Source organism: Desulfobacterales bacterium (assembly GCA_028704555.1).
GTDB lineage: Bacteria > Desulfobacterota > Desulfobacteria > Desulfobacterales > JAQWFD01 > JAQWFD01.
This window is the reverse complement of sequence record JAQWFD010000035.1, coordinates 17,759-44,056: the sequence shown is the minus strand read 5'-3', so window position 1 is coordinate 44,056 and position 26,298 is coordinate 17,759. Positions and strand designations below refer to the sequence as shown.

18 protein-coding genes and 1 rRNA gene are annotated in these 26,298 nt (G+C 46.3%); 3 read left to right on the top strand and 16 right to left on the bottom strand.

Translation table 11 applies throughout. The annotated features are described in order from the left end of the window. A 16S ribosomal RNA gene (locus PHQ97_12505) occupies nt 1-90 on the bottom strand; the annotation flags it as partial. A gap of 849 nt (nt 91-939) precedes the next feature. Here PHQ97_12505 and htpX point away from each other — a divergent pair. Beyond that, nucleotides 940-1,866, top strand: a complete 927-nt coding sequence (gene htpX / locus PHQ97_12500) for a zinc metalloprotease HtpX (GenBank protein ID MDD4393554.1) — start codon at nt 940-942, stop codon at nt 1,864-1,866. Between the two features lie 11 nt (nt 1,867-1,877). Here htpX and PHQ97_12495 read toward each other — a convergent pair whose 3' ends face one another. The 4 genes from PHQ97_12495 to PHQ97_12480 form a co-directional block, all read right to left on the bottom strand. Beyond that, a complete protein-coding gene (locus PHQ97_12495; protein MDD4393553.1) occupies nt 1,878-2,024 on the bottom strand; it encodes a hypothetical protein in 147 nt (48 codons plus the stop codon). Then, entirely contained in the window at nt 2,021-3,484 is a 1,464-nt protein-coding gene (locus PHQ97_12490) for a 30S ribosomal protein S1 (protein MDD4393552.1), read from the bottom strand. The genes PHQ97_12495 and PHQ97_12490 overlap by 4 nt, the downstream gene beginning before the upstream one ends. 132 nt (nt 3,485-3,616) lie before the next feature. Further along, entirely contained in the window at nt 3,617-4,057 is a 441-nt protein-coding gene (locus PHQ97_12485) for a hypothetical protein (GenBank protein ID MDD4393551.1), read from the bottom strand. A gap of 717 nt (nt 4,058-4,774) precedes the next feature. Beyond that, nucleotides 4,775-4,939 carry a hypothetical protein gene (locus PHQ97_12480; GenBank protein MDD4393550.1) on the bottom strand — a complete coding sequence of 55 codons (165 nt, stop codon included), beginning with the start codon at nt 4,937-4,939 and terminating at the stop codon, nt 4,775-4,777. Between the two features lie 298 nt (nt 4,940-5,237). On the opposite strand from PHQ97_12480, the gene PHQ97_12475 reads away from it, so the two are divergent. Beyond that, nucleotides 5,238-5,594 carry a hypothetical protein gene (locus PHQ97_12475; GenBank protein ID MDD4393549.1) on the top strand — a complete coding sequence of 119 codons (357 nt, stop codon included), beginning with the start codon at nt 5,238-5,240 and terminating at the stop codon, nt 5,592-5,594. 25 nt (nt 5,595-5,619) lie between these two features. On the opposite strand, the gene PHQ97_12470 is transcribed toward PHQ97_12475, so the two are convergent. Together PHQ97_12470 and htpG are read right to left on the bottom strand one after the other, a co-directional pair. Beyond that, nucleotides 5,620-6,846: a M48 family metallopeptidase gene (locus tag PHQ97_12470; protein ID MDD4393548.1), complete on the bottom strand. Its 1,227-nt coding sequence runs from the start codon at nt 6,844-6,846 to the stop codon at nt 5,620-5,622. A gap of 125 nt (nt 6,847-6,971) precedes the next feature. Beyond that, the gene (gene htpG / locus PHQ97_12465; protein ID MDD4393547.1) at nt 6,972-8,903 is read right to left on the bottom strand and encodes a molecular chaperone HtpG; all 1,932 of its coding nucleotides are present in this window, start codon (nt 8,901-8,903) and stop codon (nt 6,972-6,974) included. Nucleotides 8,904-9,429: 526 nt separating this feature from the next. Here htpG and PHQ97_12460 point away from each other — a divergent pair. Then, complete coding sequence (locus PHQ97_12460) at nt 9,430-9,915, top strand: phage holin family protein (GenBank protein ID MDD4393546.1); 486 nt, start codon at nt 9,430-9,432, stop codon at nt 9,913-9,915. A 30-nt stretch (nt 9,916-9,945) separates the two neighbouring features. On the opposite strand, the gene PHQ97_12455 is transcribed toward PHQ97_12460, so the two are convergent. The 9 genes from PHQ97_12455 to murA all read right to left on the bottom strand — a co-directional run bounded on the left by PHQ97_12455 (nt 9,946) and on the right by murA (nt 26,275). Next, nucleotides 9,946-11,805 (bottom strand): UvrD-helicase domain-containing protein, encoded by a 1,860-nt coding sequence (locus tag PHQ97_12455; protein ID MDD4393545.1) that lies wholly within the window; start codon nt 11,803-11,805, stop codon nt 9,946-9,948. 285 nt (nt 11,806-12,090) lie between these two features. Continuing rightward, complete coding sequence (locus tag PHQ97_12450) at nt 12,091-12,672, bottom strand: hypothetical protein (GenBank protein MDD4393544.1); 582 nt, start codon at nt 12,670-12,672, stop codon at nt 12,091-12,093. 563 nt (nt 12,673-13,235) lie between these two features. Continuing rightward, nucleotides 13,236-15,530 (bottom strand): serine protein kinase PrkA, encoded by a 2,295-nt coding sequence (locus PHQ97_12445; protein MDD4393543.1) that lies wholly within the window; start codon nt 15,528-15,530, stop codon nt 13,236-13,238. 63 nt (nt 15,531-15,593) lie between these two features. After that, nucleotides 15,594-17,246: a SpoVR family protein gene (locus tag PHQ97_12440; protein MDD4393542.1), complete on the bottom strand. Its 1,653-nt coding sequence runs from the start codon at nt 17,244-17,246 to the stop codon at nt 15,594-15,596. A 58-nt stretch (nt 17,247-17,304) separates the two neighbouring features. Continuing rightward, on the bottom strand, nt 17,305-18,690 hold the full coding sequence (locus PHQ97_12435; protein MDD4393541.1) for a DUF444 family protein: 1,386 nt from the start codon (nt 18,688-18,690) through the stop codon (nt 17,305-17,307). A gap of 385 nt (nt 18,691-19,075) precedes the next feature. Continuing rightward, complete coding sequence (locus PHQ97_12430) at nt 19,076-21,127, bottom strand: serine protein kinase PrkA (GenBank protein ID MDD4393540.1); 2,052 nt, start codon at nt 21,125-21,127, stop codon at nt 19,076-19,078. Nucleotides 21,128-21,283: 156 nt separating this feature from the next. After that, entirely contained in the window at nt 21,284-22,084 is an 801-nt protein-coding gene (locus PHQ97_12425) for a TIGR02757 family protein (protein MDD4393539.1), read from the bottom strand. Between the two features lie 188 nt (nt 22,085-22,272). Then, the gene (locus PHQ97_12420) at nt 22,273-24,876 is read right to left on the bottom strand and encodes a ComEC/Rec2 family competence protein (protein ID MDD4393538.1); all 2,604 of its coding nucleotides are present in this window, start codon (nt 24,874-24,876) and stop codon (nt 22,273-22,275) included. A 148-nt stretch (nt 24,877-25,024) separates the two neighbouring features. Beyond that, complete coding sequence (gene murA, locus PHQ97_12415) at nt 25,025-26,275, bottom strand: UDP-N-acetylglucosamine 1-carboxyvinyltransferase (protein MDD4393537.1); 1,251 nt, start codon at nt 26,273-26,275, stop codon at nt 25,025-25,027. Nucleotides 26,276-26,298: the final 23 nt, after the last annotated feature.

Below are 26,298 nucleotides of genomic sequence, written 5' to 3'. Positions count from 1 at the left end.
CTCCTGCAAGCAGGAGAGTTCTCGTGCGACTTGCATGTGTTAGGCACGCCGCCAGCGTTCATTCTGAGCCAGGATCAAACTCTCCAATTAAATCCTTTTTTCTCAGACTTACTTTAATAAGTCTTAATCCTCTTTTCGAAAATCAGACTCGCTGCCACTATTTAGTTTTCAAAGATCAAAGTCTTATGTCTTGATGCGTTAGCAACAAAACCGATTTTATATTCCAAAAACAACTTGCTTGTCAAGAACAAAATCAAAAAAAACATTGTATGTAAATTTTTTTCTATCGGAATCTTCATTTTCCATCAGAGGCAGACCAAAAGTCTATTAACTGCCTGATCAATGATTGATCCCCATTCGAAGAACGGGCTATACCTACATCCTCCTGTTTTTTTTGTCAACACATTATCATCACATTTTTTCAAGCATTAACTATTAATATATAAATTCAAACGATTAACTTACGCAATTGGATAAATCGATTCCTGTTTCCGAAAAAATCCATTTAAAGTCCACTCAAACCCGTATTGAAAAAGCTGAACGCTGCCCTCCGCTTGACAAAAACAAAGAGGATTCAACGACCGGAAGAGACATATCGAACCAATAGCACTTATATTCTCCACGCAACCCATGAAATAATATCTGCGTATGATATTGGTAAAAACCCTTTCCGGCGGGTTTGCCCTTTCTTAAACCACTTTTATTTTATCAGCGGTATTTATACTGACGATAACCAGATATTTTTTCCTGATTCACAACGGGTGTAACTGCCGATGGCAGTTTTCTTTATCCCAAAAGCATCTTGATGATTTTCAAAAAACAGGCTAATCTTCTTTCAAAGAACCGGTCGTTCTATATTTTTCGGAATCTTGCGAACCGGGCTTGAAACATATGCAGCTACGATAGATGACAGCCTTAATCCTGAAAGAAATTTTATAAATGGCCAATCAGATCAAAACTACGTTACTCTTAACCATTATAACCGTCATCATGTTATTGATCGGCCAGACATTAGGCGGACCCCAGGGCATGATCATTGCCCTTTTTCTGGCAGCCGGGATGAATTTTTTCAGCTTCTGGTACGCTGACCGGATAATTTTGAGGTCATATCAGGCCCGGGAAGCCACCCCGAGTCAAAATTCAGGACTTTATCAAATCGTAAACCGACTTGCCCGTGCAGGCAACCTTCCGATGCCGAAAATATACATCATTCCCAGCCAGACACCAAATGCATTTGCTACAGGTAGAAATCCAGGTCACGCCGTTGTTGCGGTCACAGAAGGCCTTATACAGCTCCTGAACGACGAAGAAATCGAAGGGGTCCTGGCCCACGAGCTTTCACATGTCAAACACCATGACATTCTGATCGGTACAATCGTTGCCACCATGGCAGGCGCAATCATGATACTGGCAAATATGGCCCGCTGGTCAGCCATTTTCGGCTGGGGCGCCAGCAGTAATGATAATAAAGAAGGCGGATCAGGCACCATCGGACTCTTAATCATGTCGCTGCTTGCGCCTGTAGCCGCCGCACTTATACAAATGGCTGTTTCACGTTCCAGAGAATATCTGGCAGACGCCGGTGCGGCTGACATGGTTGGCAATGGGGAAAGCCTGGCTAAGGCCCTTGAAAAATTGGGCTTTTATTCCGGAACAATACCAATGAACGCATCAGCGTCCACTGCTCACATGTTTATTGTCAATCCATTGACAGGGAACCGGCTATCGAATCTTTTTTCGACCCATCCCCCCCTGGCAGACAGAATTGCGCGATTGCGAGGGATTCGACCGTCATCAGGGCATACAGAATCCGATCGCCGCAGACTGGAGGACGCAGAAAATTTCTGGAGACGACTGTCTCGTTGATTCCCGGTTTTTCAAGCAATCCGGTCTCTGTGTTCGGCCCCATCCTGCGGCATCAGAACCCATACGGTCATGGCAGTTTCCGGCCAGCGGCTGCCGGACGGCATATTGGGACCACCAGGTGGTTTATCCAAAACAGCGGCGGCGGTCCATTTTTTCATTCCTTATCCCGGCCTTCAAGCGCCTGTTTCAATTTTGCTCCCAAAGCACCAAGACCTTCCGAATCATCACTTTTTTCGGTGGAAAATTTTTTCCATTCATTTTCAGTGACTTCATCGGCGGGCGACAGGCTGATTTTATGTTCATCGGTATGTATCTGATCAACCACAACCCGGATCTTATCCCCTGCCCTGCGCTTCTCCAACAAGCCTGGATCGGCCATTCTACTGATTTTCGAAGCTGGAATAAGGCCGGTAATACCGGGCTCCAATGATACAAAATAACCAAATTTTTCTTTTTTTTCCAGAACCCCCTCGATGGTCTGACCGGGACGATAGGTATTGGAAATCCTGGCCCAAGGATCGCCATCAACATCCTTCAGGCTTAATGATATTTTTCTGTTGTCCGGATCTAATTCTTTTACCAGCACGATGATGTTATCCCCGGGCAAAACAACGTCCTCCGGTTTTAAAATCCTCCGGGCATAACTCAATTCGCTGATATGAAGCAATCCCTCAATTCCCGGTTTGATCTCCACGAATGCTCCAAATTTTGCACACCGCGTCACCCTACCCTCGATTTTATCACCGGCCCGAAGTTCTTCACCAATACTGTCCCAGGGATCTGGGCCCGCCTGTTTGATTGACAAAGACAATTTCAGTTGATTCGGTTTCCCCTTTTCTACCGAAAGGACTTTAACCCGAACCCGGTCACCGACATTCACCACGTTTTCAGGCTTTTCGACTCTGGCCCAGCTTAATTGCGATATATGAACCAACCCATCCACTCCGGGAAAAACCTCGACGAATGCCCCGTAAGGCATCACGGTTCGGACACGGCCCTCCACGACTGAACCGGTTTCCAACTGCTCAACAAAGCTTTGTTTTTCTTTTTCAAGCTCCTTTTCGAGCAACTGTCGCCTGGACACAACGATATTCTTTCCCCCCTGCTCAAAACGAGTGATTAAAAACCGATAGGTTTCACCACTGTAATGCTCCGGATCCTGCGCAAAGCTTATATCCATCTGACTGCTCGGACAAAAGGCTCTGTTATTTAAGACCACAACTTGAAAGCCTCCCTTACAGGGCCCTTTGACCTTCCCTTCCACAGGTATCTGGCTGCCGAAAGCCTCCTTCAGCACTTCAACACCGGAAACGCCCGTTAATGCTTTTGAAAGCCGGATCTCACTTTCCTCCAAAGAGGTTACATACAATTCAACGACATCGCCTTCGTGATAAGAAAATTGACCGTCTTCGTCGGTAAGTTCTTTTTTGTCAACCACCCCATCTATTTTAGTACCGGTATCGATAAAAACACTATCCGTTCCGATTGAAACAATTTTCCCCTGAATTTTGTCACCCGTCCGGATATTATCATTCATCCCTGCACAATATGAATCAATCAAATCGGCAAAGTTTTCCTCTTCCTGAATACTGTGCTCGTTATCAAATTGCTCTGTCATTTTCATCTCCTGTCTGAAGTCTTCCAGGCCTCTTATTACCAATAAGGCCCCCCCAATCATTGCATCAACTTGTTTATACGCACGGGCTGAATAAACGCCGTTTGAGTTGCCCGGATATCAGCCCAACTGCTTTTAAATTCGATTAAGTATGGTCGTAATCTCAGGATGAGTCTCCTCAAATTCTATAATTCGTATTTTGTCAAAAATATTATCCAGGGCTGGGAGATCCATTTCAAGATCTGAAATACGACTGATGGATTCGAATACAATTGCCATCGCATAGCATTTCATTTTTTCCATCAATTCATATTCCGGCATATCGATTCGATCCGCAGGATATCCGGCCTGATGCTGAACAATCTCCATCACAGCCATCATCAGCGCCATGGAGCAGTCATCCTGAAATGGTTCCTGTTCATCGGCGGCACCGCCTTCCCTACCGTCCCGAACAACAAGATCAATTAACTGTTTAGCGCCCACATACAGGCGATCGAGCCACTCGTCATTTAAATGTTGCGGCAGAACGGCTTCCGCCCCTTTTGAAAGCACCTCATCAATAAATTCATTTATCATTTCCAGTCGTACTCCCTTGGAATAAATCAATGCCGATTCTCAAACCATGACGCTATAAAAAAATTCATCCTGGCGGGTAAGGGTGATGTCATACGTGGGTTGGAGTTATCATGAGCAAGACACATACTGTTCATACAACTTGAGAACGACCTGTTCCGATTCTTCGATTGACTCACACATTTCGTAACGTTCTCAACAATGTCATGAGGCGATCTGCTCCGGCGTATCGCCAGCCAATCAGGCAATAAAATATTTTTTTGAATTGACACACTTAAATTTATTACAATATATGGCTAACATTTATCGATTTCAAACAGCTGAAAAAACATACTCAATTTCCATGACTTCATCGTTGTGCTTTATTTCATTATAATATGATGATAATGACAAATAAACAAGTTATTAGTTAGCCTCGATCCATAAATGGCCTTTTCGAAGTCTGCGTTTTTCCACCCAATCTCCGTGTCAATCTGTGAGATTGTATAAAATTTCTCATTTCCGGCCTGGAAGCATGCGCTGATACCCCGGTGAAGACCGAATTTATGGATGAACGACGGGCAATCACCGTTGTAACCGCATTTGATTTTCGGAAACCAATCACGCCGGATATTGAAAGGAGGCATCCGACAAGGCCACTACATGCGCCGATTTATGATACCATAAGCCGAAAAACTTCGGCAGTGTACTGAAACTATGGACATGATATTTCAACCAAAGTTATTCATATCTATCCGGCAGTGAGCTACGAACCGCTGAAGCAGAAATTTTGCCGCGACGATTCCATTGATGCCGTCTCTGGACCAGTTCCCGGAGGCTATCCTCAAAGCCGACAAATGCTTCGCCGGCAAGCTCGATAAACGAAATCAGGGACAGTAAGATCATCGAGGCCACCAGTTAACTGTCCCATCATCCGGCCGAAAAATTTATTGTTGAAGGAATGAACCCCGCGCCATTATCAGCAGCTGCAAAAAATTTCGTTATGATTCCGGGCAGGGGTATTATTTTTCAAAACCGTTATGTGAAAAACCCGCCGGTCAGCTGCTGATCAATGGAGTGCACTTGCAAGTACAGTAGAAGACGCCCATGGAATAAGGAAAATAAGGTAAACACAGGCAACACGAGTTAAACGAGTTAAACGAGGCCTCGAGGAGGTATAACTATCAATTACAGGGAAAACCAAATGAGATATCCGATTCTGAAAGACCCCTACGTTATTACGGGACTGATTTTCATAGTCATCATATTGACCGGCAACTGGTTATGGGGATGGGAAAAACATGAATATGGTTTTGTATTGCTGCTGTATTTCATCGTAACTATAGGCATCCGGCTGGATGACATTTCAAGGCATATCGAAAAGGCCAATGAAACGCTGATCAAAATCACAAAACCAGGCGGCCCCGCATCCGATACGATGGTTTCCCCCAACGCCCCGGACATCCTCCACCGGCTGGATGATCTCCAGATGTCCGTTCAGCTGCTGAATACCAGGCTGCAACAGATAACAGACAAGATCGAACCGCCGAAACCATCATAACCCGGGCATTCCATCACCCGGAGCATCATGAAATCGCCCTGATTCTGTCCAGGACCGGGGGATGTGAATAATTCAAGAACACATAAAACCGGTGCGGCAGGAGGTTACTGAGATTGTGTACCGAAAGTTTTTTCAGGGCATCTGCCATGGGCTTGGGATCACCGGTCGTTTCAACCGCAAATTTGTCGGCTTCATACTCATTTTTTCTTGAAAGGATCTGAAACAGCAGGCCCATAAAAAATTCGACCGGATTGTAAAGCATCCCGAAAAATATCATTCCGGAATATACCGAGGCGGATTGCATGAAAAACGCGTCAAAGAGTCCTTTATGCGAGATGAAAACGGAAAGAAGAAAAAACATGATCCCCGTATGGGCGATACCGATGAGCATCTGCTGCAGAATATGTTTTTTCTTATAATGGCCCATTTCATGAGCCAGAACAGCAACAAGCTCTGATATGGAATGGCGTTCAATCAGGGTATCAAACAGGACAATACGCTTATATGATCCAAAACCGGTAAAAAACGCATTAGACTTTCCCGAACGCCTGGACCCGTCCATCACCATCACATTTTTCAGAGGAAAATCAATTGACCGGGCATAATTGAAAATGGCATCTTTAAGCTCCCCGTCTTCAAGCGCTTCAAATTTATTGAACAGCGGCAGAATCCAGGCTGGAGCGATATAGTGGACCAACAGCATAAATGCCGTAACCCCCATCCAGCAATACCACCAGGCATTGGATCCGGTATATTCAAAAAAAGCCAGCACGCCGGATAACAGAATCCCGCCCAGTACGATTGACAGGAGGGCTGCCTTTATCAGATCCAGCGCGTAAGTTCCCCATGTGGTTTTATTGAATCCGAAATGCTCTTCGATAACAAAAGTGGAATAAAGGCTGAAGGGAAGCTGCAAAATGGCTTTCGCCAGCACAAGAATACCGATATATATCAGGCCGTTCATGATGGAACCCATATGCAGGTTTCTCACCCATTGATCCAGCAGCGGAAACCCCTTCAAAAACCAGGCCATCAGAACCACCACCAGATTTACCACCGCGCACAGCCAGCCAAAGCGGGTATTTATTCTCAAATACCGCTGCGATTGCCGGTAACGGTCTGCATCATAAAAACCCTGAAAAGACTCGGGAAGCTCCTCCCGAAGGGCTCTCAAATTCAACATATCCGCTGTCAGATGGAGAACGAACTCCCCCAGCAGCGCCACCAGGATAATAATCGCTATTACATTCATGTCATCTCGTTTCAGCGACTGAGAGCCTACCGGCGGATTTCCCCGGATATGATGCCGTATCCGGGGAAAAAGAAACATACAATCCAGCCGGTCCTTTTACCCTGGCGTTTCCGCCGCGTTGGGTTTTAATCAGTCAAGGCCGCAGCCATCAGCTCGCCGACCATTTTACCGAAATTCGACGGATTTTCAACTTTCCCGCCTTCGCTGATCACCGCCATATCATATAGAAGCTGGCTGTAGTCTTTCAATACCGGGGCCTTGCGATCTTTATCATATACCGTTTTCATTTTTTCAAGAACCGGGTGATTCAGATTCAACTCCAGAACCCGCTTGACATCGGGAACTTTCTGCCCGGATGCCTTCATGATTTTTTCCATGTACACGCTCATATCCTCTGAATCACCGCTCAGGCAGGATACCGAATCATTCAGACGGACAGAGGCTCTGGTCTCCTTGACCTTGTCCTGCAGATTCAATTTGATAAGGCCCAGCAGGGAACTGTACTCGTCCTGTTTTTTTTCGTCTACCTTGTCAAGGTTCAGATCCCCTTTTTCAGCACTCTTGAGTGATTTTCCCTCATATTCATTCAGGGATTGTACCACCCATTCGTCAACCGGATCTGTCATCAGCAACACCTCATAATCCTTTTCTTTCAACTTTTCCAGATGGGGGCTGTTGACAATCGCGGTCAGGTTATCACCGGTAATATAATAAATATTGTCCTGATCCGGCTTCATGTTGGCCACATAGTTTTTCAATGATACCCGCTCACCGTTGGATTTTGTCGTTTTATATCGAATAAGGTCCGACAGCTTGCTGCGATTGTCAGCGTCCGTATAAATGCCGATTTTCAGGACCTGGCCAAATTCCTCATAAAATTTCTGGTACATCTCTTTTTCCATGCCGGCAAACAGATCGAGAAGTTTTTTGATCAGATTCTTTCGAATGTTGCGCACCAGCCTGTCCTGCTGAAGAATTTCCCGGCTGACATTAAGATTCAGATCCGGGGCATCCACTACGCCCTTAACAAAACTCAGGTACTCCGGAAGCAGCTCTTTACAGTCATCCATGATAAAAACACGCTTGCAGTAAAGGTGAACACCATGCTTTCGATCGGGTTGGAATAAATCAAACGGTGCTTTTGAAGGGATAAACAGCAGCGCACTGTATTCAGCGGTCCCCTCCAGCTTCATGTGCAGATGTGTCAGGGGCGGATTCCAGTCGTGACTCAGATGCTGGTAAAATTCTTCGTATTCTTTGTCAGAGACGTCTTTTCCGGGTTTTGTCCAAATGGCTTTCATTGAATTGAGGGTCTCTTCGCGAATTACGGTCCGGGTGGTCTTTCCGATAGGCTTTCCGTCTTTATCCCGAATGAGTTCTTCTTCAGGAACCGGATCCTGCCTTTCCACATCCATTACAACCGGATAGGTTATAAAATCGGAATGCCGTTTAACAAGCCGTCGAAGCGTCCACTGATCGGTGAAATCTGATTCATCTTTGCCTGGCTTTTTCAGTTCAAGAGTGACGGTCGTGCCCCGGTCATCTTTTTCCGCCGGCTCAAGCGTAAAGGTTCCATCACCCATGGACTCCCATTTTGTAGCCGTATCAGCCCCTGCCGCACGGGTAATCACTGTAACTTTGTTCGCCACCATGAACGCACTGTAAAACCCCACGCCAAATTGCCCGATCAGTTCAGAGCCCAGCGTCTGATGAATTTTTGACCGCTCAAGTGCTTCGGTAAATGCCGCGGTTCCGCTTTTGGCAATCGTCCCGATATTTTCCAGAACCTCTTCAGAGGTCATGCCGATTCCATTATCCGATATTTCCAACGTCTGTTTTATTCCATCCGGAACCAGTTTAATTTTGAACCGGGTATCTTCTCCCAGAATATCGGAGTCGGTTTGAGCGTTGAATCGAAGTTTGTCGATAGCATCGGATGCATTGGATATCAATTCCCTCAAAAATATCTCTTTGTTGGAATACAAGGAATTGACAATGATATTAAGCAATTGCTGAACTTCTGTTTTAAACTGGTGTGTTTCTTTCATCTGTTCCATTTTTTCTCCTGTATATAACGGCATTTATCCATTGAGTTATCTTCAATGCACAGGCGCCGCAGCGACAACTGGCAAGCACCTGGATGCACTTTCTTTGCACGTGAAACTAAAATATAATGAGTACAAATTTTCATTTGTCAACATCTGACTGCCGGATTCCATGAAAAACAGAATTCAATCTTTTCCACGATGCAAACTGGTGTTTTGAAACGCTGTGACTGTAACAATAGGAAGGCTGGGAATCCGGTCGGAGGACGGGGAAATAAGCCAAAATTGCAGTCATTAGCCATATCGCTGACATCCGGGACCGCCGGCTTTCATTCAGGGCTCTGAACAGAAAAAAGGAATACGCTCTGGCGGGTTATACAACAACGGCTGTATAAAAAGTATGGGCTTGAAGATTTGTCCGAAATTCACTATAACGTATGTGTTCCTGTCGTTCCGGTACGTTGCCCGGCTCATGCAGGACACCCCGTGCAATTTATTTTTGTCTATACCCTTAAAACTACCAGGAAAGGCCTGTAGCATGAAAGGACTTATGATCAGATGGCTGATGCTGTCAGCAGCGATCATCGTGGCATCTTACATGATTGACGGCATCCATGTGAGCGGATTTTTCAGCGCATGTTTTGCAGCCGCCGTTCTCGGTATCCTGAATGTATTCTTCCGCCCGGTTCTGCTCATCCTCACCCTGCCCATAAATATCCTGACGCTGGGAGGGTTTACTTTCGTAATCAATGCGCTGATGCTGAAAATGGTTTCCGGCGCCATAGACGGTTTTGATGTCTACGGATTCTGGTCGGCCATTTTTGGATCGCTGGTGATCAGTGCGGTCAACTGGGTGTTGAACGCCATGATCAATGACAGCGGGCGGGTTGAGTTTTACCATTCCGCAAAATCATATCATTTTCCCCACAGACACCGTACCCCGGACGAATCAGGCAGATCAGATCAAACCGGGCACATCGATCAAATCGATCTGAAAAAAAAAGATGACGATTCATGGGAATAATTCCACTGCCGACAGGCGGACAATGTTTTTTCAACGATCCAGCGAACTGTATATTTCATCAAGAAACCGGCTTCTGCGATTGAACTGGCCTTTTCTGTAATTCGCAGAACTTAAAAACAGACATTTCTCAGCCCGCGTCATTGCCACGTACATCAACCGCCGCTCTTCCTCAAGGCCGGCTTCACTGTCCATGGCTTTCCAATGCGGAAACAGCTGCTCTTCACAGCCGACGACAAACACCACCTTAAATTCCAGCCCCTTGGACGCATGCACGGTCGACAGGTTCACCCCGAATCCGCTTTCGTCGTCTTCGTCTTTTTTATCCTCTCTAACCAGGGCGGCTTCTTCCAGATAGTCCGCAATAGAATCTTTTTGACCGGCCGAATACATCAACTGTTCTATATTTTCCACCTTGGATGTATAATCCATTGAATTGGAAATCGAATAGGATTTTAGGTGATCCAGATAGCCCACCCGGTCCAGGACTTCCTGAACCGCGGCATCCGGTTTCATCATCTTGATGTCATCCAGCAGCTCGATCAGCCGGCTGACAGGCTGATATATCCGCGGGGCCAGAATTTTTTCTGCCAGCGCTTTTCTGGCCGCATCCTGAAGGCTCATCCCCATCGTCTTCATTTTGGCAATTTTGCTGATCGCACCCGCCCCGATCCCCCGCTTCGGCGTATTCACAATCCGCTCAAACGCGGCATCATCCGATTCAAACACGGCAGCCATCAGGTAGCAGTTCAGATCCATAATCTCTTTCCGCTCAAAAAATCCCTTACCGCCCAACATCCGGTATGGAATCTGAAAATAGCGGAAGGACTGCTCAAATGACAGCGAGCAGAACTTTGTCCGGAACAGAACCGCCATATCCTGATAGGGGATACCATGTCCCAGCAAAACCTTGATTTTCTGAGCCACCCAGTCGGCTTCGGCCCGTTCATCGCCGAATTCAAGGCATTCGACGATTCCGCCCTGTTTGCTCGAAAAGCAAGATTTATTCATCTGCTGATCATTATATTTGATCAAATCATTGGCGACCTGAACAATTTCATTTGCGCATCGGTAGTTCTGCTCCAGCCGGAACACTTTTGAACCCTTATATTTTTTCTGAAACTCCAGAAAATTGTTCACATTGCTGCCCCGAAACGAATAAATCGCCTGCCAGTCGTCACCAACACAAAACAAATTCCCGTTTTTCATCAACAGTCTGGCAATTTCCTCCTGCAGGTCATTGGTATCCTGGTACTCGTCACAGAGTATATACTGAAATTTTTCCTGATAACTGCGGCGAATGTCAGGATTATCCCGGAGAAGATTCCGGACCAGCATCAGAATATCATCAAAATCCACTGCGTTTTTATTCTGAAGTTCTTCTTCATAAATTCGATATATATCCAGCAGCCGCATCTGAGCCGACCGGGAATTATGCTGAAAATACGCTTCGGGGTCGCCGGAGTTCTTGGCGTTTGAAATCTGTGCGGCAATCACCGGGACATGTTTTTTATCCAGGTTGAACCGGTCAACAATAATATCTTTTATCGTTTTTTTCTGGTGGTATTCGGAATATATCTGCAACGGCGCGTGCAACCCCACCTTCTCACAATGCAGTTTCAATATCCGGTAACAGGCTGAATGAAAGGTACGGACCCACGGAAACTGTTGCAGGGTCAAACCGGTAGCATCGATCAGCCGGTCTTTCATTTCATCCGCGGCTTTATTCGTAAACGTTATGGCCAGAATACGTTGCGGATCAAATCCGCCTTCCACCAGATAGACCATTTTTGAGATTAATGTACGCGTTTTTCCGGAACCTGCGCCGGCAACAACCAGTGCAGGCGTACCTGTATATTCGACAGCCTCTTTTTGCTGAGATGAGAGTTCCATATGCATCTAATTCGGTAGGGTAAATCCCTGGTTAATAAAATTGTGTCAACATGCAATAGTTATCCGGTCAGAAAGGATACTGGTTTGTACCCTCAAACGACAGGAATTCTGAATAGCCCCTGTAACGAATCGAAAACAGTCAGGGGAATGAAGAAACCGAATATGGGACACCTGATTGAGTAAAATCGACTAAGATAATCCCTGAAATACGAAATAATAATACAAATGATGATCAGAATAATGTCACAGATTAAAACAGCGTATACGGATGGAATATGTTCGAATTCAGGAATTTTGTCTAAAAATCCTGTGAACGGTCTGGGCGTGCCAGTTGCCCTTGCCTGAAAAGGTAGGTATTTTCTCCTGATCCAAATACATCGCTATTATGTCATAGGTCGATCCGGCTTCCCGCATCTGTTTGATGATATCGACCACCTTTTCACGGACAATTCCGGTCGAAATCTCGCCTGCCTGACAGTCCACTTCTATGGGCTCCGATTGATGAGGCAAGGGTTCCGAAACGATACCGGGCTTTTTATCATCGATCCGTATGCCGCTCTGTTGTATGTGCGAAACTATAAATTCCAGTGCGTCAGCAGTTCGCTCCTGGGCGACTGCCCTTCGTTCTTCAGAGAGCATTACCTGCTTAAGCGTCTCCTCGATAGAAGCCATGGAACTCTTAATGCCGGACAGCAATTCAGGATCCAAGCCGGGCGCTTCCGCTCCAGACCGTCTCTGATCGTTTTTCCGATAGTCCTTGTTGCCGTCTCTGCGATCAGTGCCCCTCTGCATGGGGTTGTTGTACTGTCTGCGGTTTAAATTGCGCCTGTCCTGTCCGGTACGAAGCTTGTGTAAAAAATCATCCATAATAGTCTCCTTAAACCAAGGCTATTCCTCGGATCTCCAGATAAAGTAGTAGTGTATAAACATTAGGAAGGATGGAATCAGCCGAAAGAAATAAATGCGTATTTTATAAGAAATATGTGAGTGCGTGTCAAAGGAAAACCGCATATCGTTCAAATAAAATTTCACCGCGATCCATTCACACCCATTGTTGCAGATGCAACGGCATCACTCGAGGAACCCACTCATTTTTCAACTTTTATCGATCCATAAAACGGAAATTTTCCATAATGAACCGGTGGGCCAGCCGCACCATGTCAGCAACCCCCGCCTTCGGCAGCGTTGCATCCCGTTCTCGTCATTCCCGCGAAAGCGGAAATCTAAAGGCCAACCGAACCGGATCCCCGCAGCGGGGATGACGCAATGGCCGATGATAGAACCAACCCTGGACTTTGAACCATTCAGAAGAAGGAAAAATATCTCATTTCGAATCTTGCTGCGGACATTTCCCTTATTGGTGAAAAGACAACCCGAGGAGGGAATGAAAAGGCACTGAGGCAACGGGCAGCGATCTCAAGACATGCTGCTCATGGATTTAAGAATTTTCCTGCCAGATCATTATCGATCACGTACATGCACACTTCATTAGCACCTCTTTCCGTATACCGGTACCTGGAACAGAGGTTATTGATCAGGAATAATACATCCTCCTGTATTTTTCTGTCGTAAGTTTTAAAAGACTCCTTTCCATAATCTTTGATCGCGTTTCTAAAATTTTCATTTTCAAGAAAGGGGTCCAGCACTTTTTCCTTCAAGTTATACACATACCGTTCATGCAGGGCATGGTACAACGTCGTTTCAGTCACAGGCATTTGCTTGAGCATGATCTCCTGCGTCAAGGTGTTGGATGCATACACCTTCTGGGTATCCCCCCGGAATCCCAATCGTTTATCCTTATTTGCCTTTGCACCCAGAATGCGATTCTCGATACTGTCAAAAAAATCATCGGTTATATTGAGCTTTTCCTTTGTAAATTTGCACGTCACTTTTGATCCGGTTTCAAAATTTACAGCAAACATATAATTCTGAATATCTTTGGAAATCTGCTCTTCATTATAATAATAAAGCGATTCTTTCACTTCCTGAAGCACCGTATAATTATACATGCGAAGCAGCGAATCCAGAAACCCTTCCGGGATCAGCTTATTAAGTTCCTGATGCGTTTTGGTAAAGAAGCGGCACATCATGGACATATTGATCGGCTTATTGAGTTTTGCGTACGGGGAATAGAACATATTGAATATTTTAATGGAATCTCGCCCGGAAAATCCTTTGGCGCCTTCCGTTTCGGACTCGGACAATATTTTTCGCCTTAAACGGGCCGTCAGACGTTTTCGGTCCTCTTCCGTCAGCCACTTTGGAATATAACCCGTATAAATCTCCATTTTGAGCAGTTGAAGATTTTCATCGCAGTAATGACGATATTTATGGGGATTCCCGATCCATTCCAACAGGGCTTCCGACCGGGTATTCAAACGTGACGAGATGATTACCCGGGCAAAATTATGCAACACTCTCGGCAAAAATTTCTGGTCAATATGCCCGCCGAAAATATGGCGATAAATCTCTACCTCAGTTCTCAAATCCAGAATATAAGGGATATTGATATATTCGATCCGATCAGAAAATGATTGAAAATCCTGAATATTTTTTTTATCTTCCGGGTTCATAAGTGCCAGAAAAAGTGAATTGACATTTTCCTCTATATCCTCAACCTTGTGAACCCCTTCGCTGATAATATTGTGCAGTTCGATGAGCCGGTCGGTATTATTGGATTTTATATCCATGAGCGCATAGATACCATTGTTGGTTTTAGCGTAGCGGGAAAACACATATTTAACCCGGTTACTGTCTTCCAGCACTTCATCGATTCGTTTTTGAAATATCTCATTGCTCAAAACGGTTTTTTCCATACGCTTATCGCCGGGAGTAAACACACTGATTCCCTGCCCGAGTCGCCGGTTGAACTGATACGGACGGGCAAATATCATCCGGAACACGTCAGCCGGACTTTTCAGCCGGTACAATAACGTCTGATACAGCGAGCTGCATATGGTACAGGCTTTATCCCGGAACACCCAGTCATATTCCTTTTCGTTTATTAACCGGGTCCTGAACGGCTGATCTGAAAAAAGATTTTCTAAAAATTCATGCCTATTCTGCTTTGGAATCATCAGAACCGGATGATCATGACTCGGACATGGAATTTCTATATAATCTTCCGCAGAAAAAGGAGGAGCATTTATCCGCTTTGTTCCTTTATGCTCAGCTTCCCCGTTGTACAACAGCTCCGGGACATGGTCATGCAAAAGCTCGATCTGTCGGGCCGGAAGCGTTCCCAACAGTTTGCGATTCAACCTCCAAACGGTTTCAAAAAGCAAACCCTGCTCCGAATTGACATATTCTTCAAATTTTCTGAGAAGATTGTTTAAAAAGGTACTTTTCCCGGAACCCGGCGGCCCTTCAAAAATATAAATTTTATTTTGCTGTGCCCCCCGCCGGAAGGATTCGGCCAGATTCACCAGCCGATTGGCAAACAGTCTGTCGGCAAAAAAAGGATGATCCGAACCCGTCACAAAGAGCCGGCTGCAGTCGTAACTTGCATAATGAACCGTCTCGGGATCATTCGGGTATTCATCAACGTCCTCAGTCACATATGTTTTGATCATATCATGAAATAACTGAAAGACATTTCGAATCATTTCGTCAGGCTGTTCAGCGATGAGTTTGACAAAGTCTTCAAACGCAACCGGAGCGAGTTGAACATGCTCACGCACGCTCTGATTCAAATGTTGCATGGCTTTCCGGACATTATCATTCATATGAATCTTCCAGAATCTTTGTTCGTTAAAAAGCAGCGGTTCCCACTGAAAGCGCACACCCGGTCAGATGTTTTTCTTCCCTAATTTTCTATTTTCCATCGTATACAATACCCGTTGCCAGGTGAGTTTGATTTTTTTTTCGCTGTCCAGCACCTTCCCCAGCGCTGCGCCATAGAGCGGATGGCCGGGGTATGAGCGGGTGACAAGTGCCTCACTGGTTTCCAGCTGCACCGGGCCGCCCCACAAAAATTCTATCCCCATCATGGTATTTTGAATAAAATCCCTTACCAGAGGCTTTCCTTCAAAATGATGAACCAGATACAAAACCGGGCTGCTGCTTTTTTCAACATCCACTTCAATGTGCGCCGGATGATAGAGAGATTCCAGCAGCATCTGTCGATAAGCCGCTGCGTTGCGACTTTTCACATAATATTCCCATACCATTTTATCCTGATTCAGCCGCTTGCCGGCTACAAACAGATCATTTCGGGTCACAAACGCCTGATCGACAAAGGTATTGATAAACATAAAATCCGATAAATTCTCCCGGACATCGAAAATAAACCGTTTACCCTCTCCGGTATTTGCATCATATTTTTCCCGTTCATTGCTGGAATGAAGCTTTTGAAAATCGTAAGAGTATTTTCCCTTGTTCGCCATCTCCTCAAGGTAATAAAACAGACGCATCCCCAGCGCATAAGGATTGAGCCCAACCCGGGGAAGGGAGGTCACACCGGAATTGACTCTGGCAAAATCGACTTCATGCCCTTTAATCCGGTCGTCCTCGAGAAAAAGTTTCTCGTGCCAGTAACTGGACCAGCCCTCGTTCATAATTTTCGTTCGAATCTGCGGTTGAAAGAACATGGACGTATTACGAACGACCTGCATCACGGATTTCATCCATTTATTTTCATCTTTGTTCAAAAATTCGGAATATTCCATAACGAACTGCATCGGATCAAGTTTGCTGCTGATCTTTTTCCCGAGGCTCCTGGCGTAGATCGTTTCAAATTCCGGATACGTTTTGACGACATCTGCAAAAAAGCTTTGCTCCCCCAATTTATTATATTGCCGGATGCATTCATTGTATCTCTCGATTTCCTTGACATACCCGGTGGCTTTGACATTTTTGATTCTCTGGAGGAACACATCGAAGTAAAAATCCAACCGCCGGGAAAACCGGGTGCCGGGAATTTCATCTCGTTTTCCCAACTCATCAAAGTAGCCTACCAGGTTATCCATCCCCCGGGCGAATTCGATCACATAATCCACCCATCTTCCTTTTTCAGCCCGGTATCCGGCAATCAGCCGCTTGTCCGAAAGGGCCTCTCCGGAAAAATCAAAATCCCATGTGTGGCGAAAAAACAGATTGTTTTGAAAAAAATCGATGTGCCCCAGCACATGATAGAAAATCATCACATTCAGCCAATCCGGATTATTATCATTGTAAAACGAAATGGGCGGTCTGGTATTGATAACGGTTTCGTACGGATTGCCAGGATACAGCTCGTAACGGCCTTTTTCCTTGAGGACTTCCACGTCATGTACCCAGTAATCATACAGGGTCGGAATCATGACCTTAGGGGACAGCTCCAGCAAATCGCGGTTGGTGACAATATATTCCAGTGTTTCATCCTGAAAACACAACCCGGCAGCCCTGGCTCTTTCCTTACAGCCTTCCATAATTTTTTTCGTATGCTGATCAATTAATTCCATGAGTATCCCCGCTGTCGGTAAGATTCGGGTTATGGCAAACCGTTTTGACCTTCTGAGATCATGATATGAGGCGCTTAATTCCTTCAATCAGACGGGGTTCATCCGCTTCTTCATGCATGACATCGAGCCGTATCAAATCCGGTTTGTCTTCAAGCACTCCCGATCGAATCAGATATTTTTCAACTTCTGTCCGGGTTTCCCCCACATAGGCATGCTCTGCAATCGTAATCCCGACCCGGTTTGAATAAGACAGCATTTTTTTGAGTTCCGGCACGGTTTCCTTGCCATACGTGTCCCAGTCATCTCCGTCTGTCCCGTGAAATATATATATGTTATAATCCTGAGCCAGATTTTCCTTTTCCACGATTTCGTTAACCAGCCGATACGCTGAGGCCACCTTTGTGCCACCGGCAACTTTTGAATTATAATATGTATAAAAATCAGGTACTTCCAAAGCGTCTGTGTCGTGTAATATAAAGCGGGACGCCACATGCTGAGCGTATTGATACAGCAGCCAGCTGTAAATGAACACATGCTGGGTCACCACCAGATCCGTACATTTGCCCCCCATCGAACCGGAATAGTCTCTGAGAAAGAACACCATGGCCCGTGACTGATACTCCTTTTCCCGGGAAAGTATCCGATACACTTTATCGGCAGGTGAGATAAGAAAGCCGGTCGGATCTATCCGATAAAGATCCGGAATATTGCCCAGACTGATATTGGTCTCCAAAATTTTTTTTAACGTCGCCTTTTTGTCGAGAATTTGTCCGAATCCGCGATTTTTATCGGTCATTTCATAGATGTAACGGGCAAATGAGCGTTTTTTACCTTTGTCTTTCAGGTTGGGCAGCTCAAAGTTCTCCGTAAGAATTTTCCCCAGATCATACGCACTGGATTCTATCTCGTGCTTCCCGCCGCCTCCCTCGCCTCCCTCGCCGGCTCCGGCCTGTCCGGGTTGCTGCACCGGCTGCTGACCGATAACCTCTCCTTCCTCCCCTTCTCCGGAACCACCCGAGGCTTCCTGCTCTTCATCGGCGTCGGGCAATCGGTCATGGATAAATTTTTCTTCCACAGTACTGGGAACTACCACGACCTTGTCTTTTTGATCTTTTCCGGGTTTTATGAGACGGCCGATACGAATTTTTCTGGAAAACCCGTCTTTTTCTCTCTGACGGTCCCGCTCCAGCAGTTCATCAATTGTACTGAGGCTGGTGCCATGAGACCATTGGGGTCGAAATTTTTCAAACCCATTAAGATCATCATATTCATAGAACCGCTCTTTGTCGGTTACCATGAGGTGTCTTTCAGATTCTCTGGAGGTGCCCTCAATATCATGAGTCCCTTTGTAATCGAATTCGAGACGCATTTTCAGATCCTGATCTGAAGGCATGCCCTTTTGCCGCATAATCTGATATAAATGAAACAGCCGATTCTTTGTCATGAATGATAACCATTAGTTGAATGGATTGGCACCCTGCGGGCGGACTTAGGCGCGCTATCGCTGGAGGAGCACTTCGTTTGAGACAAAAGCCAAGAAGCAAGAGTCTTTTATCTTATAACATCCTCAAGGAAGCAAAGTCAGCGCACCTCGGTCTATGACCAACTGATAAAACAGATTAAAAAAATTGAAACGCCCTATACGCTTAAATTATTATTAACAGCGTCGTAAAAAAGGCCATGAGCGTTGCGCTTCATTCCATGGTCACTGCGACGTAAATCAGTACGCCTCATTCCATGGAATTCGCGTCGCCTTGAACTTGAACTTTTCACTTTGCCATCTCAATTTTAATTTTTTACGAATTCATTATTACTGGAACGACCCCGGCCTATTGTTCATCTTCCTGAGTGCAGAAATACTCAATGGTCTTCTGCGCACAGGTTCGACAGTAACCCAGTTTATTCAGCATGGTATTGACCATTCGATCGTAAAGCTTCTGGTTTTCCTCGTTGGTCCGGTTGGCCAGTGCACCGATAAGACTTCCTGCCCCTGCGATATCCGACTTGAGCCGTACATCGGTCACCGCCTTGACCAGTTCAAGGTTATCCATAAAATCATAATTCGGGTCCACGGAGATTTTCTGACCGTAAATCTTTCGGATCGACGTTCTGAACGTTTCCCTGCGCTCATCTGTTTTCAATCCCAGCCGCTCTTCCACATTACGGATATAACGTTCATCGATCTTCATTGCCTTGAGTTCACCGGTCTGAGGATCCTTGTACTTCCACATCTTATCCGGCCCGAGATTTTCCGCATCGATACCGATAATCATGTTCACGTAATTCATCACATCTTTGCGGATAGCAAACGGTTCATCCATATAGGCATTAAACATCTCGGTCATAATCCGTTCCCGGTACAGCCCTTTGGCCAGCTTGATATCTTCGAGATATTTTGTTCTGTTATTGGCATCGGAAACATAATCGAGTACCACCCGTTCCAATGTTTTAAAGATATCGTAAGCAAACATGCACTGGCCTTCATTGGTCTCGGAACTTTCCACCAGCAGCTGAACGGACCGCCCAAGGTTCCTCTGGCCCAGGCCACTCTGACCAAACCGCCGGGTGATATCCGGATTCTGATTCAGCGTATCGATGACTTCTGCCAGCGTCTTGATGCTTTTTTCTCCGGCCACTTCGCCGGCAGCCAGTTTCATGGTCTCAATGGGGGTGAGCTTCTCTGACCGGGGAAGTCTTGACATCACGATCGCTACCGAAGCGGCGTAATTCAGGTTTGGGTCCTGATGCAGAAACTCACGGCTCAATGTCGTTTTGGTATCGCTTCCAATCGCATAGGATGTCAGCTTTTCCTGCAGCTTGTAATTGGTGTTGTGAGACACATAACAGATCCGACAACGGTCAATAATGGGCGCCTCTTCTTTTTCCGACAGGAACCGGTTAAACTCGGAGTTGTTGCTGGTAGCAATCACCAGCGTGTCAATCGGCCACTTGTATCCGTCAATTTCAATCACACGATTCTGGATAACGCCCAGATATACCTGAACCAGATCTTTTTTGTTTTTATATATCTCATCACTGAAATGAATGCCCCCGCCAGCTACCCTCGCCAATGCGCCACGTCTCAGATCAAACCGGTAGGGATTATTGGTATCGGTAATGTGAAGCAGTCGCTGAATGGATTCTTCGCCAAGCAAATCAACAGCTGATGAGGTTATTTTATCTTTTGCCGGATATTTTCCCGTCACCGTCCCCAGGCTTTCGGTCAGAGGAACCGGAAAAATCTCCACAAATTTGAGCATTTCATTTATATCGCCATTGGTAAAATTCCGGATATCATTCCAAATATATCCGGTGCATGCTGCCAACGGGCGATAATTTTCATACAATGTCTCAATTTCCGAATCGGTAAAGCCGGCTGTTTCCGATAAAAATCGTAGCGTTTCATCCGGATCGTCATAAAGGTTCATCGCCAGAATCACAGGATCTTCGTAGGTCTGAGATTCGACAATCTTGATTCTCCCATATCCCTCAAGCCGGTCCATATTGATAAATTTAAAGGTGTAACGGCGATTTGGTGGCTTGGCAAGATAACCGCGATATTTGCCGCATAAAAAATCAACAAAAAATGTTTTCCCGTTTCCCGGTTCTCCAACCAGGACGAAGGCCATTTCCTTGGATGATCCGCCCTCGGCCGCATCTTTCACATAGGATACAAAGCTGTTGACCTCATCATACATCCCGACAATATGTTTTTTACCCGTACGAAAAATTTTAAAATCGTAAGTTGTTTTCCCGTTGACCACCACTTTCTCGAAATCATGTTCCAAAATCATTCTGGATATCGACTGAAAAGCGTTTTCAAACCTCAGATTTTTGTTCTTAACCTCTGACAGATGAACGGCAAGCGATTTATGATTCATAATTGTCATAATAACCTCGCGTATCAAAATAAAATTTATGGATTCGTTTGTTATCGTTACAAAACAGATGCACACTTGCAAAACCATGTAACCGGGGGGGGCAGCCATGTCATCATGACTGGCGTGAGTCGTGAGTCGTGAGCCTTGCGTCGTGCGTCAGCAGTCGTCTGTTGATTTGGCAGTCGTTATCCAATGACCGATGTCAATATTTTTTCTAATTCCAAGGCGAGTAAGCGAGAAATCATACCGGACCGGATCTTCGGGCGCTATGGCCTTAAAGGCCGTGGTAATGTCAAGTGCCGTTCTCATATCAGCCTGCCGCCGCGTGGTAAAACCTATTTCCAGGCAAATCCGGTGCATATGGGTATCTACAGGCACAATCAGTTTCGACTCCGGCACGGCATCCCATCCCCCCGGGTCCACCTCATCTTTACGAACCATCCACCGCAGAAAAAGATTCAATCGCTTACATGCGCTTCCGCGATCGGGAAGAGGAATCAGATGACCCGGATCATTTCGGCCTTCATCTGTCAAAACACGGATATAACGTGACAGGGCAGGAAGTATCGTTGCGTCATTCGAACTGAATCCGTTCAAAAAACAACTGTAAAGCGATCCGTGTATCTCAATGGCCCGTTTTAATCCCATCAGCAGCGTGGCAACCTGATCCCCGGTTGCAAACCGGTGTTTAAACCCTTTCAAGGTATCACATAACGTTTTTCGGGACGCCTGCTTCAAAAATTGCGATGGAGTCGGGCCCAGTTTTTCAAGAACCCGGGACACACTGTTCAAGATTTGTTTCACATTTCCATATGCCAGTGATGAGGCCACCATTGCGACGATTTCGCGATCGCAGAGACATTGATAGTGAAAAAGAAATTCAAGAGGATCCGGATGAATGTACTGTTTTTTGTTATACTTGCGGTACAGTGCTTCAAAATTGATTGTACAGCTCACGTCGTTATAAAATCAAATCCTTTTATATCTGTTGTTCAGAGGCCGTTACGAAATAACCATTACATTTCTAACCATTTCGTTACAGCCCCTGATATGCCGGTTACGACATTACAATGTTACAGTTATGTTTGAACAACGGCTTATGCCGACGATAGGGCCTCGACAAAAATAATGCCCTGACGACAAATTCAACCGGAAGGAGAAACGCGTGGTTTAATTTTCAACGTTTTCGAATCGGTTGTCAAGCGTATCGCCCCATTTCGCCGGGTATTGAACACCTCAGCGCCCCGCAGACGATATCGACCGATCATTCTTGGATCCGGTGACGCAAGAAAACGGCTTACGCATCCCGGAACCACTACGATATCCGGATCAACCTGTTCCAGAAACATCTGACTACTGGATGAAGCACTGCCGTGATGAGGTGAAAGCAGCACCGTACTTTTAAGATTTTTACCTGCGATTCGAACCAGTTCTTTTTCGGCCCTGGCTTCGATATCCCCCGGGAAAAGCAAAGATACACTACCGTATGAAAGTTTGACCACCATGCTGTTATTGTTCGTATTTCGCCATTTATCCTGTTCCCTGAATTTCAGAAAATCCTGCGGAGGATAAAGTATATCAAGATGTACATTGTTTATGGTTTGATGACGTGGCAAATCCCGATACGCCGGAAAATCAATATCATGCGTATCGATTGTTTTCATGAGCTGACGATAGCCCGCGCTATCTGACGGCTCACTGTTGGTCCATATGGTCTTGACATGAAAATTTTCTGCGATATATAACAAACCGTTCAGATGATCACTGTCCGGATGCGAGACGATCAGCGTATCGATAGTGTTGATTTTTTTTCGCCACAGACAGGGGGCGATTACTCTGGCCCCGATATCAAACATGGAATTGTCCGGGTAGCCGCCTCCGTCAATCATCATATTATATCCATCAGGAAACTCCAGAAGCGCCGCGCTGCCCTGTCCGACGTCCAGAACCGTCACTCTCAGATCATCATGCCAGAATCGTTTATTAAAATAATAACAGACATCCAGACAGCCGGCAACCAATATTACAGCCCATATGCCGAGCATCATTTTCTGACCGGACAAGCAACTTATGATTTTCTGCTTTGCCGACCGGCAGGAATCGACGATACGTGAGAGCCGATTCTTTTTTGATTCCCCATACATCTTCGAGTAAAAATTTGCCTCGAAATTCTCACATGAATCATCCGATTGATTTCCGGTGTCGATACAGAAGGCAAGCGTCTGGAGAACCGCCCAGCCGGTTACATAATACAGGATGATTTCGCCTTCAGACGGGGTCACCGTATGAACTGCGGCAAACGGTAACTTCGAGCACCAGATCACCCCATCGATAACGGCCCTTAATACATAATCGCACAGCGTCAGCACCGCAGCGGTCACCCATGAGCTGAAGGGATTAATGATCACCGCCAGCAGGCCAAATGGCACAATCAGAGACCCGATTACCGGAACCACCACCAGATTCACCATCAGGCCGATCAGCGAGACCTGATTAAAATACCACATCACAACCGGCAACGTTCCGGCCATGGCCAATACGGTTACCATCGCAAATCGAATCAGCTTTTCTTTGAAACGAAATCGACTGCTGATCGAGGATTTTGTCAGTTTTATCATGACAGGCATTCCGCAGATGATAGCCAGAACCGCTGAAAATGAAAGCTGAAAGGAGGCGGAAAACAAAGACGGGGGATGAAAAATTAAAATCAGCAAAGCGGCTACGGCCAATGTATTGACCGGGTCGTTATCCCTTTCAATACAGATCGCCGTTAAAAACACACACGCCATTATCACTGCCCGCTGGGTGGATGGCGACATTCCCGAAAGCATCCCGTACATAATCACCGGAATCATCGCCAAAACAGCAGCGCCTTTTTCGGCCCATGCGTGCCACAGAAACCATTTGAAACGCGAAAGCACCCACCTGCCCGACAAGAAGGCCCACATCGCGATCACCCCGATATGAAGGCCGGAAATTGCCAGCACGTGCCCGATTCCGCATCGGTTGAATGCGTCTCGAAGCGTTGGGTCCAGCTGCTGTTTCTGGCCCAATATCAATGCCCTTAAAATCTGGTTCGCATTTCCCCGGGAAGACTGATCAATCACGGCACCTATCCGGGTCCGAATCCGAAAAAAAATTCGGCGCGCTCCAGAATGCAGAGCACTGTTCAAAATTCGGACATCATCCCCGCGCACATACACCGATGCCCAAACGCTCTTGAATTTCATATAACGTTTATAGTCAAATCCACCAGGATTATTAAAGTTTCTGAAGGGTTTGAGCTTTCCCCGAAGCCATATCCGATCACCGGGGGATAGCGGAACGTTGCCGTATGCCACGGTAACTCTGATCATACCGGTTACAGCAACCGTCGCGCTGCCGCGTTCAAGCTGACAGGTTTTCAATATAAATGTCAGCCGCTGATTTCGTAAAACCGGCGGGTCATATACCTCACCGATAATGTTCCATTTTTGGGAATCCATATAACGGGTAATATGACTGGCATGAAAGAAAGGATGAGCCCACGGCTGAATCAGCAGATAGCCCAGGGTTGCCAGAACGATGACCGGCAACATGAAAGAAGAACGGCTGCGGTTGATAAAACAGATAGTCGCACTGATGGTGGCCACAGCGCTGAACGCCACAGGGGCCGGATGCCCGGGAAACATCTTTCCGATCATGATACCCGCCATCATCGACAGCAGCAGAGGAATCGTCGGACGAAAATAATAGTTGCGGCATGCCATCGCAGCTACGTCACATCCCTTATGATGAACTCGTATGAAATAATTTACTGACGGTCCGATCAACAGGAGGAAGCGTATCAGAAAGCATCGTTTACTATATTCACAGAATCAGAGGATCAAAGGAATCCGCTCTTTGTACAAAACCGTCTCAATTGACTCGTCGTATTGCTGCACCCAGTTGGGAGAATTTTTTCTCAATATTTTCATAACCACGGTCTAAATGATAAACACGATTGATCTCGGTAGTCCCGTGAGCCACAAGCCCGGCTAATACCAGCGAGGCACTTGCTCTCAAATCCGTCGCCATCACCGGCGCGCCGGAAAGATGGCAAACGCCTTTGACCAAAGCCGTTTTGCCGGTAACCGTTATATCCGCTCCCATCCGTCGTAACTCACAGACATGAATAAACCGGTTTTCAAAAACGGTTTCAGATATCATACTGAGGCCTTTGGCTACCGACATCAACACCATGAACTGGGCCTGCATATCTGTGGGAAACCCTGGATATGGCAAGGTTTTGGCATCCACGCTGTTGATCAGATCGGCACCCATGACACGGATATCCTTCGTGCCGATGCGGATATCAGCCCCTGTCAGTCTCAGCTTATGAATAACCGCTTCAAGGTGCTTCGGATCACAGTCAACCAGCGTGATATCTCCCCGGGTCAGGGCAGCGGCCACCATAAAGGTTCCGGCTTCGATACGGTCCGGAATAATTGAAATGGATACCGGATGGAGACTGCAAACCCCTTCGATGGTAATCCGGGATGTTCCCGCACCACTGATTATTGCCCCCATCTGATTCAAGGCATCTGCCAGGGCCACAACTTCCGGTTCACATGCCGCATTTCTCAGTACCGTAACCCCTTCAGCCAGAACCGCTGCCATCATCAGGTTTTCCGTACCCGTCACCGTAACGATGTCAAAATATATTTCATTGCCTTTCAAACGGTCCGCAGTCGCCTCTACATATCCGTGATGGAGTTCAATCGATGCACCCATACGTTCCAGCGCCCTGAGATGCAAATCGATCGGACGTGCGCCAATGGCACAGCCCCCCGGCATGGACACCCGGGCCTTACCCAGCCGGGCCAGCAAAGGGCCCAGCACCAAAATGGATGCCCTCATTTTCCGAACCAGCTCATAGGGGGCTTCCATATTGTACAGGCCGCTTCCATCAATCCGGACCTGGTCCATTTCGGTTTCAACCCTGGCGCCAAGATGCTCCAGCAGCAGGTTGATACTTTCGATATCTTTCAGACGCGGAACATTGGAAAAAGTGCAGCAGCCATCGGTCAGGAGGGATGCGGCCAGTATCGGAAGCGCCGCATTTTTTGCGCCGCTGATTCTGACTTCACCTTTAAGGGGGCTGCCCCCTTCGACTATAATTTTATCCATGCGGACATTCTCACAAATGATGC

Coding starts and splice junctions, on each gene's coding strand:
- PHQ97_12445 (MDD4393543.1), bottom strand. CDS start 15,530: ATGAATGATAATGTCCGGAAAGCCATGCAACATTTGAATCAGAGCGTG.
- PHQ97_12455 (MDD4393545.1), bottom strand. CDS start 11,805: ATGGAACTCTCATCTCAGCAAAAAGAGGCTGTCGAATATACAGGTACG.
- PHQ97_12475 (MDD4393549.1), top strand. CDS start 5,238: ATGAGATATCCGATTCTGAAAGACCCCTACGTTATTACGGGACTGATT.
- PHQ97_12480 (MDD4393550.1), bottom strand. CDS start 4,939: ATGATCTTACTGTCCCTGATTTCGTTTATCGAGCTTGCCGGCGAAGCA.
- PHQ97_12440 (MDD4393542.1), bottom strand. CDS start 17,246: ATGGAATTAATTGATCAGCATACGAAAAAAATTATGGAAGGCTGTAAG.
- PHQ97_12430 (MDD4393540.1), bottom strand. CDS start 21,127: ATGAATCATAAATCGCTTGCCGTTCATCTGTCAGAGGTTAAGAACAAA.
- PHQ97_12435 (MDD4393541.1), bottom strand. CDS start 18,690: ATGACAAAGAATCGGCTGTTTCATTTATATCAGATTATGCGGCAAAAG.
- htpG (MDD4393547.1), bottom strand. CDS start 8,903: ATGGAACAGATGAAAGAAACACACCAGTTTAAAACAGAAGTTCAGCAA.
- murA (MDD4393537.1), bottom strand. CDS start 26,275: ATGGATAAAATTATAGTCGAAGGGGGCAGCCCCCTTAAAGGTGAAGTC.
- PHQ97_12490 (MDD4393552.1), bottom strand. CDS start 3,484: ATGACAGAGCAATTTGATAACGAGCACAGTATTCAGGAAGAGGAAAAC.
- PHQ97_12495 (MDD4393553.1), bottom strand. CDS start 2,024: ATGAAAAAATGGACCGCCGCCGCTGTTTTGGATAAACCACCTGGTGGT.
- htpX (MDD4393554.1), top strand. CDS start 940: ATGGCCAATCAGATCAAAACTACGTTACTCTTAACCATTATAACCGTC.
- PHQ97_12420 (MDD4393538.1), bottom strand. CDS start 24,876: ATGGCATGCCGCAACTATTATTTTCGTCCGACGATTCCTCTGCTGCTG.
- PHQ97_12460 (MDD4393546.1), top strand. CDS start 9,430: ATGAAAGGACTTATGATCAGATGGCTGATGCTGTCAGCAGCGATCATC.
- PHQ97_12450 (MDD4393544.1), bottom strand. CDS start 12,672: ATGGATGATTTTTTACACAAGCTTCGTACCGGACAGGACAGGCGCAAT.
- PHQ97_12485 (MDD4393551.1), bottom strand. CDS start 4,057: ATGATAAATGAATTTATTGATGAGGTGCTTTCAAAAGGGGCGGAAGCC.
- PHQ97_12470 (MDD4393548.1), bottom strand. CDS start 6,846: ATGAATGTAATAGCGATTATTATCCTGGTGGCGCTGCTGGGGGAGTTC.